This window comes from Haloferax sp. S2CR25, assembly GCF_031624535.1.
Taxonomy (GTDB): domain Archaea; phylum Halobacteriota; class Halobacteria; order Halobacteriales; family Haloferacaceae; genus Haloferax; species Haloferax massiliensis.
Genome location: NZ_JAMQOO010000004.1, coordinates 126,824 through 141,721 on the forward strand (window position 1 = coordinate 126,824; position 14,898 = coordinate 141,721).

At 68.9% G+C, this 14,898-nt stretch carries 13 protein-coding genes; 6 read left to right on the forward strand and 7 right to left on the reverse strand.

Going from position 1 to position 14,898, the window contains the following annotated elements:
- Window positions 1-3: 3 nt before the first annotated feature.
- The 4 genes from NDI65_RS11510 to NDI65_RS11525 all read right to left on the reverse strand — a co-directional run bounded on the left by NDI65_RS11510 (window position 4) and on the right by NDI65_RS11525 (window position 5,228).
- Window positions 4-1,854: an ATP-dependent helicase gene (locus NDI65_RS11510; protein ID WP_089779553.1), complete on the reverse strand. Its 1,851-nt coding sequence runs from the start codon at window positions 1,852-1,854 to the stop codon at window positions 4-6.
- Window positions 1,855-2,010: 156 nt separating this feature from the next.
- Window positions 2,011-2,187 carry an HVO_0416 family zinc finger protein gene (locus tag NDI65_RS11515; protein ID WP_305037588.1) on the reverse strand — a complete coding sequence of 59 codons (177 nt, stop codon included), beginning with the start codon at window positions 2,185-2,187 and terminating at the stop codon, window positions 2,011-2,013.
- 91 nt (window positions 2,188-2,278) lie between these two features.
- Entirely contained in the window at window positions 2,279-3,793 is a 1,515-nt protein-coding gene (locus tag NDI65_RS11520) for a carboxypeptidase M32 (RefSeq protein WP_089779551.1), read from the reverse strand.
- Window positions 3,794-4,133: 340 nt separating this feature from the next.
- On the reverse strand, window positions 4,134-5,228 hold the full coding sequence (locus NDI65_RS11525) for a M20/M25/M40 family metallo-hydrolase (RefSeq protein WP_089779549.1): 1,095 nt from the start codon (window positions 5,226-5,228) through the stop codon (window positions 4,134-4,136).
- A gap of 160 nt (window positions 5,229-5,388) precedes the next feature.
- Between NDI65_RS11525 and NDI65_RS11530 the strand changes: the two genes are divergently transcribed.
- Window positions 5,389-7,020, forward strand: coding sequence for a methyl-accepting chemotaxis protein (locus NDI65_RS11530; RefSeq protein WP_089779547.1), 1,632 nt, complete (start codon window positions 5,389-5,391; stop codon window positions 7,018-7,020).
- 103 nt (window positions 7,021-7,123) lie between these two features.
- A complete protein-coding gene (locus NDI65_RS11535; RefSeq protein ID WP_310893674.1) occupies window positions 7,124-9,004 on the forward strand; it encodes a PINc/VapC family ATPase in 1,881 nt (626 codons plus the stop codon).
- A 114-nt stretch (window positions 9,005-9,118) separates the two neighbouring features.
- Here NDI65_RS11535 and NDI65_RS11540 read toward each other — a convergent pair whose 3' ends face one another.
- Window positions 9,119-9,412: a helix-turn-helix domain-containing protein gene (locus NDI65_RS11540; protein ID WP_004044502.1), complete on the reverse strand. Its 294-nt coding sequence runs from the start codon at window positions 9,410-9,412 to the stop codon at window positions 9,119-9,121.
- 123 nt (window positions 9,413-9,535) lie between these two features.
- Here NDI65_RS11540 and NDI65_RS11545 point away from each other — a divergent pair, with 123 nt between their 5' ends.
- The 4 genes from NDI65_RS11545 (at window position 9,536) to NDI65_RS11560 (ending at window position 13,309) form a co-directional block, all read left to right on the forward strand.
- Window positions 9,536-9,850 carry a hypothetical protein gene (locus NDI65_RS11545; protein ID WP_089779543.1) on the forward strand — a complete coding sequence of 105 codons (315 nt, stop codon included), beginning with the start codon at window positions 9,536-9,538 and terminating at the stop codon, window positions 9,848-9,850.
- Window positions 9,851-9,852: 2 nt separating this feature from the next.
- Window positions 9,853-11,667, forward strand: coding sequence for a ribosome biogenesis/translation initiation ATPase RLI (locus tag NDI65_RS11550; RefSeq protein WP_089779541.1), 1,815 nt, complete (start codon window positions 9,853-9,855; stop codon window positions 11,665-11,667).
- Between the two features lie 184 nt (window positions 11,668-11,851).
- Window positions 11,852-12,772 (forward strand): VOC family protein, encoded by a 921-nt coding sequence (locus NDI65_RS11555; RefSeq protein ID WP_089779537.1) that lies wholly within the window; start codon window positions 11,852-11,854, stop codon window positions 12,770-12,772.
- Window positions 12,773-12,826: 54 nt separating this feature from the next.
- Window positions 12,827-13,309, forward strand: coding sequence for a YbhB/YbcL family Raf kinase inhibitor-like protein (locus NDI65_RS11560; RefSeq protein ID WP_089779535.1), 483 nt, complete (start codon window positions 12,827-12,829; stop codon window positions 13,307-13,309).
- A 24-nt stretch (window positions 13,310-13,333) separates the two neighbouring features.
- On the opposite strand, the gene rtcA is transcribed toward NDI65_RS11560, so the two are convergent.
- Window positions 13,334-14,437, reverse strand: coding sequence for an RNA 3'-terminal phosphate cyclase (gene rtcA, locus NDI65_RS11565; protein WP_310893675.1), 1,104 nt, complete (start codon window positions 14,435-14,437; stop codon window positions 13,334-13,336).
- Complete coding sequence (locus NDI65_RS11570; RefSeq protein ID WP_089779531.1) at window positions 14,438-14,887, reverse strand: universal stress protein; 450 nt, start codon at window positions 14,885-14,887, stop codon at window positions 14,438-14,440. It abuts the gene before it with no gap.
- Between the last annotated feature and the right edge of the window lie 11 nt (window positions 14,888-14,898).

The window sequence follows — 14,898 nt, forward strand, 5'->3', positions numbered from 1 at the left end:
ACGTTACGCCTCGGGTTCGGGCGCGGGCGGTTCCTGCGCGGCGTCGACGAGTTCCTGCGCGGGTGCCTCCCGAATTTCGTCGTGGAGCAGGACGCTGATGGGCAGCGTCGGCGCGCCGGTGACGAGGTTTTCGAGGACGATGAGGCGCTCGCGGGCGCGGGACATCCCGACGTAGAAGACGCGGCGCTCGTTGTCGGTGATGAGCGGGACGGGACTCGTCGTCGAGGTGAACTCCTCGATACCGCGGGCTTCGAGTTCCTCGTCGGAGACGGAGGCGGCCATCTGTTCGACGACCTTCTCGGTCAGGTCGGTCGCCATGAACACGTGGTCGGCCTCGCGACCCTTCGCGGAGTGGATGGTGCCGACGCGGACGCGACTCGGGTCCATCCCCTCGTAGTCGCCGCCGAAGTACGCGTCGACGGACTTGCGCTGGAAGCTCGTCACCTTGCGGACCATGTCGCTCGCGGACGAACTGTCCGGAGCGAACGGCGCGAAGTTCTTGATCTCCTTCGGCGTGAACTCGATGTTCGTGATGTCGTCGACGCCGACTTCCTCCTGTCTGTCGTCGATGGCGTCGAAGAGGTCGTCGCGGTCGTTCGTGCCGAACGCGGAGTCTTGGAGCATGTCCGCGAGGCGGCGCGCCTCCAGCCCGTCGACGGGCTCTTCGGCGTCGAGCGCCTCGACCGCGCGGACGTACTGCGTGAGGCGGTCGGTCCACATGCGCTGGTCGGTCAGCGTCGAGAAGGGGATGCCCGACGGGAGGAACTCATCGATGAACTGGAACATCTGGTAGCGCGCGCGGAACAGCACCATCACGGTGCCTTCGTCTTTCTCGACGGTGTAGCGGACGTTCCGGGCGAGTTCGAGCATCGACGGGCTCTCGACGGCCTCGACCGCGCCGCCTTCCTTGCGGGGTTTGAGGTCCTTCTCCTGACGCTTGTCGATGTGGCGAATCTCCCGGTTGACGACGTTGAGGACGTTCGACGGGAGCCGGTAGGAGTTCGGGAGCACCACGTCCTCGTCGCGTTCGGCGTCGAGGAGGAGGTTCGGGTCGGCGCCCTGCCACGCGTAGACGACCTGGTCGTCGTCGCCGGCGATGAGGACGCCCCGCATGTGGGGCTTCCACTCCTCGTACACGTCGTACTGGAGGGTCGTGATGTCCTGGAACTCGTCGATGACGAGGTAGTCGACGTTGGGGACGAGCGCGCGCTGCTTGACGCGTTCGAGCATGTCAGCGAATCCGACCAGCCCGTGTTCGCCCTTGTAGGCGCGCCACGCGCGGATGGCCTCGGGGATGTCGATGCGGTCGTCGTCGGAGGGCCACGTCGGCGTGTACTTGTTGCCCTCCTGTGCGTTCGGGTCGACTTCCGGCGGGAGGCGGACCTCCTCGACGTTCCACTGGAACGGCACGTCGTACCAGTCGGAGACGTCGCGGCGGGTGCGCTGGAGCCACTGGCTCGTGGCGATAATCTTGTTCCCGATGGTGGTCGAGCGGGCGGTCCGGCGGCCCGCACCGCCGTACTCGTCTTCGAACTCGATGCCGTAGTCCTCGCAGAACTCCTGTTTGTCGCTCTCGCCGACCACGTCGTTCCGCGAGAGACTCAGCAGTTCGTACGCTTTCGCGTGCATCGTCGAGACGTTCCCCTTCAGCGACCGCGGGTTGATGTCGAGCCGCTCCGCGAGCCGGTCGCGGACCTCGGCCGCCGCGGCTCGGGTGTAAGAGACAACGAGAATGTCGCGGATGGTGACGCCGTCTTGTTCGAGAATCTCCTCGACCTTGTCGAGCAAGGCCGTGGTCTTCCCGCTTCCCGGGCCGCCGAACAGCCGGGTGACGGTCACGTCGGATTCGCTCATTGTGCACGTTCACGGTCTTATCGGTGATAAGCGACGTGCTTCGGACGAGGGCGAACGCGCCCGGAGTAGCGTACTCGCCGGGCGTTCGCGAACGGCTCACCGAGCGGGTGAAAACCGTCGAGAACAGGTGCTCGTGGCTTGGTCAGTTCGGACGCGTCAGGCCTCCGGCACCCACCCGCAGACGGAGCAGGTCGCCGCGCCCATGTCGTGCAGGGCCCCGCAGTCGGGACACTGCAGCTTGTTATAGGATCGGTCCCAGCGTGCCGGTTCTGTCTCGTGACCGCGGTCGGCCAAGAACTGGTCGAACAAGTCGTCACTGGGTGCTGAGGCCATACATGGTATGATATGCCATACCCCTATTTAGTTCCTACGACGACTCCGAGCCGTCGAAAACCGGGTGACTGCGCCGGACTGTCCGTCTCGTCTACAGGTCGTACAGCGACCCGTATTTCGACTCGACGTAGTCGAGGAAGTCGTCGGCGGCGAAGTCCTCGCCGGTCGCCCGCTTCACGAGGTCGTTGGTCTCGTAGCGGCGACCATGCTGATGGATGTGCTCGCGGAGCCACTCGCGGAGGTCGCCGAACTCGCCGTCGGCCAGCTTCCCGTCGAGGTCGTCGATGTCCGCCTCGGCGGCCGAAAACAGTTGGGCGGCCATGATGGACCCGAGCGAGTAGGTCGGGAAGTAGCCGAAGTTCCCGTACGCCCAGTGGATGTCCTGCAGACAGCCCTCGGAGTCGGTGTCCGGGCGGATTCCGAGGTACTCCTCGTACTTGTCGTTCCACGCCTCCGGCACGTCCTCGACTGCGAGGTCGCCGGCGATGAGGTCGCGTTCGAGTTCGAACCGGATGACGATGTGCAGGTGGTAGGTCAGCTCGTCCGCCTCGACGCGGATGAGGTTGTCGTCGTACACCTGATTGGCGGCCTCGTAGGCCTCCTCGACCGTCGCGTCGACCTCCGGGAACCGGTCTTCGAGCGTGGGCAGGAAGTGCCGCCAGAAGCCCCGCGAGCGCCCGACGTGGTTCTCCCAGAGCCGCGACTGCGACTCGTGGACAGAGAGGTTGCGGTTCTCGCCGAGCGGCGTCGCGTAGTGCTCGTCCGGCAGGCCGAGCGTGTACAGCGCGTGGCCGAACTCGTGGACGGTCGAGAACAGCGACCCGAGCACGTCGGACTCGTCGTAGCGGGTGGTCACCCGGGCGTCGAACTGCGTCCCCGACGAGAACGGGTGCGGGGCGGTGTCGAGGCGGCCGCGCTCCCACGGGTAGCCGAGCGTCGTGAGCGCGTCGCGGACGAGCGCTTCCTGGTCCTCTTCGGGGAACTCGCCCTCGAAGGCGTCCACCGCGAGGTCGACGTCGGACTCGCGGATGTCCTCTATCATCGGGACGAGCACCTCGCGCACCTCGGCGAGAATCTCCTCGGCCTGTTCGAGGGGCAGACACGGCTCGTAGTCCTCGAACAGCACCTCGTAGGGGTCGCGGTCGGGGTCGATGTGCTCGGCGTACTCCCGCTTCAGTTCGACGTGCTTCTCCAGATGGGGGGCGAACGTCTCGAAGTCGTCTTCGGCCTTCGCCTGCTTCCACGCCGGGATGGCCTCCGACGACGCCGCGGAAATCTTCTCGACGAGGTCGTTCGGCACGCGGGCCGCCCGCTCGTAGTCGCGGCGGAGTTCGCGCAGCACGTCGGCCTGCTCGTCGGTCGGGTCGTCGGCCTCGGCCGCGTCGAGCAGGTCGCCGAACTCGTCGTCGGTCAGGAGTTCGTGGCTCAGGGCGGAGAGCGCGGACATCTGCTGAGAGCGCGCGGGCGTCCCCTCGTCGGGCATCATGACCTGCTGGTCCCACGAGAGGATGCCGCCGGCGTTCTCGACGTTGGCGATTCGCTTGTACTTCGTGAGGAGCCGGTCGTACGCCGACTCCGAGTCGGATTCCGCGGAGGACTGTGCCATGGTACGAACGGTGGTCTCGGAGGCGTATTAAACCGCAGGAGGCGGGTATCGGTGCGGGTGTTTCGAGATTCGTCCGCGACCGGTCGCTCACACTCCGCCGACGCGACAGCCGACACCGACGACGTCGCAATCGACAACGCAACAGCCGTGACCAACACCGCGAAAGCCCCCGCGAGCGACGGCTCCCGCGGCGACGCGCGCTCCTCGGCCTCCGGCCTGCGGTGCTCACGCCGCCGGGGTTCGCCCTCGCTCGCGGCCCCTTTCAGTCCCGCCCGGTGGTTTGTCGGGCGTCGTCGCGGGTTGAGTGTTCAGGCGTCGTCGCGGGCGGGGTTGGCGGCTCTCACCAGCCTTCCACGAGGTCACGGTACGTCTCGTAACACCGCGCCAGCACGTCGAGCGACACGCTCTCGTCTCTCGTGTGCGCCTCGCCGGGCTCCGAGGGGCCGTAGACGACGCAGGTCGTACCTGCCTGCGCCAACCACCCGGCGTCGGTCGCGTGGGGCTTCGTCGTCTGTTCCGGCTCCGCGTCGCCGCGGGCCTCGTGGACCGACCGGGCGGCGTCGAGGACGCGCTCGGCGAAGTCGGCGTCGTCGCACGCCATCGGCGGGAGGTCCTGTTCGACGACCCACTCGACGCCCTCGATTTCCGCCGCCAGCGCGAGGTCGGCGAAGCCGCCGGGGACGGTCCGCTCGTCGATGGTCACCTCGCAGCGGTCGGGGATGACGTTCCACGCGCTCCCGCCGTCGATTTCGGTGACGGCGAGGCTCCCCGAGACGGGGCGGCCGAGGACCTCGGCGTCCGGCACCGAGAGGCCGCGGACCACGTCCACGGCGTCGGTCGCGCGGTAGACGGCGTTCTCGCCGCGCTCGGGTTCGCTGGCGTGGCAGGCGGTCCCGGACGCGACGAGGGTGCTCGCCCGACGGCCCCGATGGGCGACGACCACGTCCGTCCGGTCGGGGCCGGTGTAGTTCGTCGAGCCCTCGGCGACGACGGCGTAGTCGAGTTCGAGGCCGTCGTCGAGGGCCGCGCGGACGCCCTCCCCGCCGATTTCCTCGCCGACGAACGAGGCGAAGACGACCTCCGAATCGGCGTCTGCGGCCGCGTCGCGGAAGGCGAGCATCGAGGCGGCGACGGCCCCTTTCATGTCCGCCGCCCCGCGGCCGTAGAGGCGGCCGTCGCGGGTCTCGACCACGTAGTCGCCGCCGTCTGTGGTCTGTCGGTCGGCCGGCGGGACCACGTCGTGGTGGCCGACGAGTGCGAGCGATTCGCCGACGCCGGGGTTGACGCGGGCGACGACGTTCCCCGCGTCGTCTCTGGTCACGTCGGCGTCGGTCTCCCCGCGGAGCCACGATTCGATGCGGTCGCCGGCGGCGGTCTCGTCCTCGTGGCTCGGCACCGACACGAGCGCCGCCGCGAGGTCGCGGAGTTCGTCCATGCCGGCCCGTCGAAGGGTCGCCTCAAAAGCGTGTGGCGTCCGGCAGTCCGCGCGTGGCCCCGCCGCGACCGCGGTCGGGCACCGTCCCGCGGCCGCCGGTAGTTATCAGATTCCGAGAACGCGCGACCCGGCTTATTGCGCGTTCCTCGCACGTCCGAGTATGCGACTCGTCTCGACGTACGAACGGTTGCTCCGGGGAAGCATGGACGCGCTCGGCATCTCGGGCTCGGTCGAGAGAAAAGTCGTCGCCGCCGTCGCCATCCAGTTCGCGGTCTCGCTCGCGCAGGCCGCGCTCCCGTGGGTCGCAACCGGCGCGTTTCGACTCGAACTCTCGGGGCTCCTCCTGTTCGGTGCCGGCCTCGCGTTCGTCAACACGATTATCATCACGCGAAAGGACATCGTCTCGCCCATCGAGTCTCTCTCGTCGGCGGCCGCGGGCGTCGCGGCGGGCGACCTGTCGACCCGTCCCCCGGACGTGACCGGGAGCGACGAGGTGGCCCGACTCGCCGACGACTTCGGCGCGATGCACGACCACCTCTGCGTCGTCGCCTCGCAGGCGGGGGCGCTCGCCGACCAGCGGTTCGACGACCCGGCGCTCGACGAGGACCTGCCGGGCGAGTTCGGCGACGCGCTCGACCGGATGCAGCGCGACCTCGCCGACTACACGCGCAACCTCCAGCACCTCGTGGAGGCGTTCGCGGAGGCGACCTCGCGGGCGCAGGCGGGCGACCTCACCGCCACCATCGACACCGACGACTGGGGCGTCGACGACGAGCGATACGCGGAGGTCGCGGCGACTTACAACGACCTCGTCCGCACCCTCTCGTCGACCATCGGCGAGGTGCAGTCGTTCGCACAGGAGGTGTCGCGGATGAGTTCGACCGCCCGCGAGCACGTCCGCCGGGCCGACGCCGCCAGCGAGGAAGTCGCCGCCTCGGTCACCGAAATCTCCGACGGCGCGGGGGCGCAGACCGACCACCTCCAGACCGTCTCCGACGAACTCAACACGCTCTCTGCGACCGTCGAGGAGATAGCCGCCTCCGCCGACGAGGTCGCGATCACCGCCGAGACGGCCTCCGAGCGCGGCGAGGTCGGCCGCGACGCGGCGACCGAGGCGATGGAGGAGTTAGACACGGTGGAGGCCCGCATCGACCGCACCGCCGACGCCGTCGCCGAACTCACCGAGAGCATCGAGGAGATTGACGAAATCGCGGCGTTCATCGAGCACGTGGGCTCGCAGACCGACCTGCTCGCCATCAACGCGGCCATCGAGGCCGCCCACGCGGGCGAGGCGGGCGACGGCTTCGGCGTCGTCGCAGAGGAGGTCAAGTCGCTCGCCGAGGAGACCCGCGACTCGGCCGACGAGGTGTCCGGCCTCATCGCCGACATCACCGAACACTCCGAGGAGACGCTCGCCGACGTGCGGGAGATGAACCGGCAGGTCGCCGACAGCCTGGAGACCGTCACCGAGGCCATCGGCGAGTTCGAGAGCATCGTGGACATGGTGACGGACATCGACGCCAGCGTGGCCGAGGTGAGCGCCGCGACCGACCAGCAGGCCGAGTCGGCGGCGGACATCGCCGCCCGCGTCGACGACGTGGCGAACATCTCCGAGGAGACCGCCGGGCAGTCGCGGACCGTCGTCGAGACCGCACGGGAGCAGTCCGAGTCCATCGGCGACCTCGCGGACCAGACCGAGGTGCTGTCGTCGCAAGCCGCCGACCTCGACGGCCTCGTCGAGTCGTTCGAGGTCGTCGACGGGGAGCGGGCGGTCGCGCCCGGCGACGACTGAGTCGAGGGCGCGGGGCGCGGGACGCGGTATCACCCGACGCCCCGCCGGCGGTGTCACCGCTTTTATCTACAACCTTATCCGTCACCCGCCCAAACTCACGCGCATGAAAATAGTGCCGGACACGAGCGCGGTCATCGACGGTCGCGTGTCCGAGCGAGTCGACGACGGCACCTACGAGGGTGCCGACGTCCTCGTCCCCGAGGCGGTCGTCAGCGAACTCGAATCGCAGGCCAACGACGGCCGTGACACGGGCTGGGAGGGCCTCTCCGAACTCCAGCGGCTCGCCGAGTTCGCCGACGACGGCGTCATCGACCTCAAGTACGTCGGCCGTCGCCCGAGTTCGGGCGAGACGAAAGGTGCCGGCGAGGGCGACATCGACGCGCTCATCCGCGATATCGCCACCGAGCGGTCGGCGACGCTCCTGACGAGCGACGTGGTGCAGGCCGAGGTGGCGCGGGCGAAGGGCGTCTCGGTCGAGTACGTCGAGGCCGCGGTCCGCGGCTCCGGCGGGCTCATCATCGAGCGGTTCTTCGACGACCAGACGATGTCGGTCCACCTCAAGACCGACACCCGCCCGAAGGCCAAACGCGGCGCGGTCGGCGAGATGCACTACCAGCCCATCGCCGACGAGCCGACCGACGAGGCGACGATGAAGGAGTGGGCCGACGACATCGTCAACTCCGCCCGCGCCGCCACCGACGGCTTCGTCGAACTCTCCGAGCCGGGCATGGACATCGTCCAGTTCCGCGACTACCGCATCGCGGTCGCCCGCCCGCCGTTCGCCGACGGCATCGAAATCACCGCCGTCCGGCCCATCGTCAAGACCGAACTCGACGACTACGAGTTCGCCGACGAACTCCGCGACCGACTCGCCGAGCGCCAGCGCGGCGTCCTCATCGCCGGGTCGCCCGGTGCCGGGAAGTCCACGTTCGCGCAGGCGGTCGCCGAGTTCCTCAACGACAGCGACTACGCCGTCAAGACGATGGAGAAGCCGCGCGACCTGCAGGTCGGTCCCGACATCACCCAGTACACCGCCCTCGGCGGCGACATGGCGAAGACGGCCGACTCCCTGCTGCTCGTGCGCCCGGACTACACCATCTACGACGAGGTCAGAAAGACCGAGGACTTCTCGGTGTTCTCCGACATGCGTCTGGCGGGCGTCGGCATGGTCGGCGTGGTCCACGCCACCCGCGCCATCGACGCGCTCCAGCGCCTCGTCGGCCGGGTCGAACTCGGCATGATTCCGCAGGTCGTCGACACCGTCGTCTACATCGAGGACGGCGAGGTCCACACGGTGTACGACGTGCGCACCGAGGTCAAGGTTCCCGAGGGCCTCTTCGCGGAGGACCTCGCCCGCCCCGTCATCCAGATTCGGGACTTCGAGACCGGCACGCCGAAGTACGAGATTTACACGTTCAACCGGCAGGTCGTCACCGTCCCGCTCGGCGAGGACGGCGAGGAGAAGGAAAGCGGCGTCTCCCGGCTGGCGAAACAGGAAATCGAACGCGAGATTCGCTCCATCGCCCGCGGGCACGTCGACGTCGACTTACAGGGACAGAACCGCGCGGTCGTCTACGTCGAGGAAGACGACATCTCCTACGTCATCGGGAAGGGCGGCGGCCGCATCTCCGACGTGGAAGACCGCCTCGGCATCGACATCGACGTGCGGACCCACGACGAGAAGCCGTCGTCGTCGGGACAGCACGCGGGCGCGAACGCCGGCGGGCAGTCCGGCGCGTCCGGCTCCGGAGGCGGGGCCGACGAGGGCGTCGTCGTGACGCCCGAGGTCACCTCGCGGCACGTCGTCGTGCGGATGGACGGCCACGTCGGCGAGACGGTCGAGGTCCGCGCCGACGGCGAGTACCTGTTCACGGCGACGGTCGGCCGCGGCGGCGACATTCAGGTCTCCCGCGGCAGCGCCATCGCCGAGGAACTGGAGAACGCAATCGATAGAAAACAGCAGATTACGGTCGTTCCGGCCTAACAGAACGGCCGAATCGTCGTTTTCGTCGGTCGGGGTTCGACCGGGTCGACACGTCGCAACTGGTCTCTTCTGACACCGACTGCGAAGCGTGCGGTGGTTCCGCGGCGGTTCTGGTTACTCGGCGCAGCAGGCCTTTTCCTTGCCGCCGTCGGCTTTGGCCTGCGCCTGCTGCGGCGCGAGATCGGTCAACTGATAGAGGTTCTGTCGGGCGTCGGCGAAGTAAACGTCCTCGTCGACGATACCGATTCCCTCCAGTCGTTCGAGCGCGTAGCGAACGGTTCGCGCCGAGAGCATCGACTCTTCGACGATGCCTTTCTGGGTGAGCGGACCGTTGTATTCGAGCACTTTGAACACAAGCTTCGCACTCGGTGGGAGGTCGTCGAGACTCTCCTCTTCTGTTCCAGCCATCGTTACGAATCGAAACGCGCTACCAGCATAAACCTTGTTGGCCGGCGACCGGCCGACAACGCTTTATCCGGGGGCGGCGGGAGGAACGAACGGCTTTTGACGCCGGATATCGCAGGGGAACACATGGCCACGGAAACGCAGACCGGACTCTCCAGTCACATTCGCGGAGTGACGGTCACGACACTCGCCTGCCTCGCCGGCATCGCCGCCGCGGTAGTCTCGGGTGCTGTGGTGGGGACGAGTCCCGAGGCCGCGACCAATCAGTTGGCCGTGGGTATCCTCGGAGCGCTCGTTCTCATCCAGTTCCCGGTGCTTCGCGTCGTCGGCGTCGACGTGGGCGACTTCGGCGCGAAGGACTATCTCTACGTCGTGTTCATGACCTTCGCGCTCTGGTTCATCACGTTCGCCATCCTCCTGACTTCGGGTGTTCAGCTCTAACGATGGCCGACGATAGTATCGCCGTCGTCGACTTAGACCGGTGTTCTCCCGACCGCTGTAGCTACGAGTGCTCGAACTTCTGTCCGCCGAACCGGACGGGCAAAGAGTGCATCACGCTCCGCGGCGAGGACGCCGAGCAGGGCGGTCCCGACCAGGTGCGCATCTCCGAGGAAATCTGCCTCGGCGAGACCTGCGGCATCTGCGTCGAGAAGTGCCCCTTCGACGCAATCGAAATCATCAATCTCCCCTCGGAACTCGACGAGGACCCCACCCACCGCTACGGCGAAAACGCCTTCTCGCTGTACGGGCTTCCGGTCCCCGAGTCCGGGTCGGTCACGGGCATCCTCGGACCGAACGGTATCGGGAAGACCACGGCCGTCCGCGCCCTCGCGGGCGAGATGGTCCCCAACCTCGGCAACTACGACGACGACCCGACGTGGGAGGCCGTCCTCGACCGCTTCCGCGGCACCGAGCTCCAGAACTACGTCGAGCGGGTCCGCGACGGCGAGGTGTCCATCGCGCGCAAGCCGCAGTACGTCGACCAGATTCCCAAGCAGTTCGACGGGACGGCCCGCGACCTCCTCGAAGCGACCGACGAGCGCGGCGCGCTCGACTCCTACATCGACCGCCTCGACATCGGGCCCGTCGTCGACAACGACATCGAGACGCTCTCCGGCGGCGAACTCCAGCGGGTCGCGCTCGCGGCGACGCTCGCCCGCGACCGCGACTTCTACTTCCTCGACGAGATTTCGCCGTACCTCGACATCGGCCAGCGCGTCACCGCCGCGCGGCTCATCCGCGAACTCGCGGAGGACGAAGACCGCGCGGTGCTCGTGGTGGAACACGACCTCGCCATCCTCGACCTGCTCGCCGACACGCTCCACGTCGCCTACGGTGAGCCGGGCGCGTACGGTGTCATCACCGACCCCAAGTCGGTCCGAAACGGCATCAACGAGTACCTGAAGGGCTATCTCTCGAACGAGAACATGCGCATCCGCCCGGAGGCCATCACCTTCGAGGAGCACGCGCCCCGGGAGACGACGAAGGCCGAACCCCTCGTCGAGTACCCCGACCTCGCCAAGTCCTACGGCGACGGCGAGTTCTCGCTCGACGTGGAGTCCGGCACCATCTACAACGGCGAAGTGCTCGGCGTCGTCGGCCCCAACGGTATCGGGAAGTCGACGCTCGCACAGCTGTTTACGGGCGACCTGACGCCCGACGTTGGCGACCTCGACTTCGCGCTCGACATCTCGTACAAGCCGCAGTACATCGAAATCGACCAGCCGATGCGGGTCGACGCGTTCCTCTCGTCTATCACCGACCAGTTCGGCTCGTCGTACTGGAACACCGAAATCGCGAACCCGCTCCAGCTCAACCGCATCATGGAGCGCAACCTCACCGACCTCTCGGGCGGCGAGCGCCAGCGCGTCGCCATCGCGGCGTGTCTCTCGCAGGACGCCGACCTCTACCTGCTCGACGAGCCGTCGGCCCACCTCGACGTCGAACAGCGCGTGCAGGCCACCTCGGCCATCCGCCGCTACGCCGAGAACCACGACGCGACGGTCATGGTCATCGACCACGATATCTACATGATGGACCTGCTGGCGGACCGCCTGATGGTGTTCGACGGCGAGCCGTCCATCGAGGGCCACGCCTCGAAACCGCAGGAGATGCGCGACGGCATGAACGACTTCCTGTCGGACCTCGACATCACGTTCCGCCGCGACGAGCGCACCCAGCGCCCGCGCATCAACAAGCCCGACTCGCAGCTCGACCGCGAGCAGAAGCGCGCCGGCGAGTACTACTACGCCAAGTAGCGACCCGGTCGCCCGTTCGCGTTCGCGTTCGCGTTTCCGTCCGCTTCGTTTCCGCTCTCGCTCTCGTTTTTCGTTCCGTCTCAGCCGGCCGTTTCCCGCCGGCAGCGACCCGGTTACACGCCGCGCCGCGAGTGACTCCGATGTTACTACGGACGTTTTCACGGCCACGCTCGAAGACGTGGGCATGACGAACGATTCCCCATCCGACGGCTCGCTCACGGACGACACCCACCTCGGCCGGGTCGCGCTCCGCGTCGGCTCGCTCGACCGCGTCGTCCCGTTTTACCGCGACGTGGTCGGCCTCGCGGTCGAGCGCGAACGCGACGGGTCGCGGGCGGTTCTCTCGGCGGGCGAGACCCCCGTCGTCGTCCTCGACGAGGACCCCGACGCCCCGGAGCGCGGTCGCCGGGAGGCCGGGCTGTTCCACCTCGCGGTTCGCGTGCCCGACCGCGGGGCGCTCGGCGACGTGCTCTCCCGCGCCCGAACCCGCGCCAGCGACGCCGGCGCGACGCTCTCCGGCGCGTCGGACCACCTCGTCAGCGAGGCGCTGTACTTCCGCGACCCGGAGGGCAACGGCGTCGAGGTCTACCGCGACCGGCCCCGCGAGGAGTGGCCGTGGACCGACGACCGCCGGGTGTCGATGGACACGCTTCCGCTGGACCTCGGTGCGCTCGCCGACGACGCCGCCGGCGACGAGGTCGCGCCCGCCGGCACCGACCTCGGACACGTCCACCTCGAAGTCACGAACGTCCCTCGGTCGCAGGAGTTCTACGTCGGCGCGCTCGGGATGCGCGTCCGCGACGAGGGCTATCCCGGCGCGGCGTTCGTCGCCGCCGGCGAGTACCACCACCACGTCGGCCTGAACAGTTGGAACACCCGGAGCGCCCCCGTCGGCGAGGGCCGCGGTATCGAGTGGTTCGAAGTCGTCGTCCCCGACGCCGCGACGCTCGACGCGGTCCGCGAGTCGCTGGCCGCCGCCGGCCACGAGGTCGAGGCGGGCGGGTTCGGCGACGGCGACGGCACCGGCGACGCGGCCGACGCGACCGATTCGCTCGTCGTCTCCGACCCCGACGGAATCGGGGTTCGCGTCGTTCGCGAGCGCTGACGCGTCGGTCTTCCCGAACGAATCGTTTTGTCGCTCGTCGTCCAACGAGAGGGTATGATATCGAGCGATTCGAGCGAGCGCCGTCGCGGGCTCTCCCTCCGGAGCCCGGCGTTCGACGACGGAAGCCCGATACCCCGCACCCACGGCTACGCGACCGAAAACGAGAGCCCGCCGCTCCGAATCGGCGGCGTGCCCCCCGGAACCGTCTCGCTCGCCCTCGTGATGGACGACCCCGACGCGGTGAAACCCGCGGGCGAGGTGTGGGACCACTGGCTGGTCTGGAACGTCGACCCCGAAACCGACGCCATCGAGGCGGGCGAGACGCCGCCGGGCGCGGTCGAGGGAACCAACAGCTACGGCGAACCGGGCTACGGCGGCCCGAACCCACCGGACGGCGAGCACGCCTACCGGTTCCTCCTGTACGCGCTCGACACCGCTCTCGACCTCGACGCCGGTGCGGCGAAAGCCGACCTGAAGCGCGCCATCGCGGGACACGTCGTCGCCGAGACGAAACTGACCGGGACCTACGCGCCCTGAAACGGACGGAAACGGGTCACCCGGTCAGCGGCCGCCGTCGGACTCGACGACCGCGCCCGCGCCGGAATCAGCGCCCGGTCCGGTCCCCGTCCCCGCGCCGCCATCGCCGTCTCCGGCCGCCCGAAGCGTCACGTCGTAGCCGAAGGCTCGAATCACGTCGAGGTTCGTCCGCACGTGGTCCGTGACGGCGGGAATCCGCAGGCGACCCCCGGCGAGCGCGACCCAGACGAGGAGTTGGTCGGCCATGTGGCGGTCCACGGGCGCGTCGCCGCGGAGCCAGTCGAGGAACGACGCGGCGGCCCGCGACCCGACCGTCTCGGCCGGCGTGCCGCGCTCGCCGTAGGCGTCGAAGCCGGCGACGACCGACGCGGAGCCGTCGTCGCCTCTCTCGTCTTCTCCGCCCCGCGCGACGACGACCACGACCGACCCGGGCGAGTCGCTTTCGACCGACGAGACCGCGGCGCGAGCCGGGAGGTCGACGCCCGCCTCGGCGAGCGCGTCGCGGACGCCCTCGACCTGTCGGTCGGCCACCGCGGCGTCCGCGAGCGAGTCGCTCGCCACCGAGTAGACCCGGAGTTCGTCGGGGTCCGCGCGACGGTCCAGCGCCAGCGGGGTCGGCTCGGCCGGTTCGATTCGGAGCGAGAGCGTGCCGCCGCCGGCCGGGTAGAAGCCGCGGCGAGGCACCGAGACGCCGAGGTCGACGCCGAACGCCGAACACAGCGGGCGTTTTACGTACCGGAGGTAGTCCGCCGGCGGCGACCACCGAACGTCGGTGCCGCCGGTGACCGAAAGCGAAAGCGGGTCGTCGAGGGCGACGGCCGCGGGAAGAAGCGTCTCGCAGACGAGCGTCGCGCTCCCGGCGGTGCCGACGGCCGCCTCGACCGGGTCGGCTCGCACGTCGCCGGGCGAAAAGCGGAGTGTTGAGGAGCCGACCTCGCCGCCGTCGACGTCGGCGTTCGAGACGGCCGCCGCGACCGAGACGCAGGCGACGTGCTGGGCCTTCAGCCCGGGCGTCGAGCGGTTCCCGCGGACGTTCGTCATCTCGAACGGCTCGCCGGTGACGAGCGAGAGCGCGAGCGCGGTTCGCAGGGGTTGGCCGCCGCCGTCGCGGCCGTCGAGTCGGCGCACTCAGCGGACGACGGTGACGGGACAGGACGCCCGCTCGACGAGTTCCTTGGCGACGCTCCCGACCAGCCCCTCGTAGCGCTTCGAGAGGCCGCGGTGGCCGACGAAGATACCGTCGGCGTCCGCCTCGTCGGCGTAGGCCGGAATCGCCTCGACGGGGTCGCCGTAGAGGAGTTCCGCGGTCGCTTCGACGCCCGCGTCGGCGGCGCGTTCGGCGGCCGCCTGCAGGACGCGCTCGGCGCGCGATTCCGCGTCTTCGAGGCTCTCGGCGACGATTCGGTCGCCGGTTCTGGCGACGCCCGCGACCGGTTCCTCGCCGCCTTCGACGAGGACTTGCGGTTCGACCGCGTGGACGACCGTGACCGTCGCACCCAGGGGTTCGAGCATCGAAAGCGCGTGGTCGAGCGCCCTGTCCGCGGCCGCAGAGCCGTCTACCGCAACGACGAAGTTCATACTCGTATACA

Excerpts from the sequence above, each read along its gene's own strand:
- NDI65_RS11555 (WP_089779537.1), top strand. The coding sequence starts at position 11,852 with ATGACGAACGATTCCCCATCCGACGGCTCGCTCACGGACGACACCCAC.
- NDI65_RS11520 (WP_089779551.1), bottom strand. The coding sequence starts at position 3,793 with ATGGCACAGTCCTCCGCGGAATCCGACTCGGAGTCGGCGTACGACCGG.
- NDI65_RS11540 (WP_004044502.1), bottom strand. The coding sequence starts at position 9,412 with ATGGCTGGAACAGAAGAGGAGAGTCTCGACGACCTCCCACCGAGTGCG.
- NDI65_RS11550 (WP_089779541.1), top strand. The coding sequence starts at position 9,853 with ATGGCCGACGATAGTATCGCCGTCGTCGACTTAGACCGGTGTTCTCCC.
- NDI65_RS11515 (WP_305037588.1), bottom strand. The coding sequence starts at position 2,187 with ATGGCCTCAGCACCCAGTGACGACTTGTTCGACCAGTTCTTGGCCGAC.
- NDI65_RS11535 (WP_310893674.1), top strand. The coding sequence starts at position 7,124 with ATGAAAATAGTGCCGGACACGAGCGCGGTCATCGACGGTCGCGTGTCC.
- NDI65_RS11570 (WP_089779531.1), bottom strand. The coding sequence starts at position 14,887 with ATGAACTTCGTCGTTGCGGTAGACGGCTCTGCGGCCGCGGACAGGGCG.
- NDI65_RS11560 (WP_089779535.1), top strand. The coding sequence starts at position 12,827 with ATGATATCGAGCGATTCGAGCGAGCGCCGTCGCGGGCTCTCCCTCCGG.
- NDI65_RS11530 (WP_089779547.1), top strand. The coding sequence starts at position 5,389 with ATGCGACTCGTCTCGACGTACGAACGGTTGCTCCGGGGAAGCATGGAC.
- NDI65_RS11510 (WP_089779553.1), bottom strand. The coding sequence starts at position 1,854 with ATGAGCGAATCCGACGTGACCGTCACCCGGCTGTTCGGCGGCCCGGGA.
- NDI65_RS11525 (WP_089779549.1), bottom strand. The coding sequence starts at position 5,228 with ATGGACGAACTCCGCGACCTCGCGGCGGCGCTCGTGTCGGTGCCGAGC.
- NDI65_RS11545 (WP_089779543.1), top strand. The coding sequence starts at position 9,536 with ATGGCCACGGAAACGCAGACCGGACTCTCCAGTCACATTCGCGGAGTG.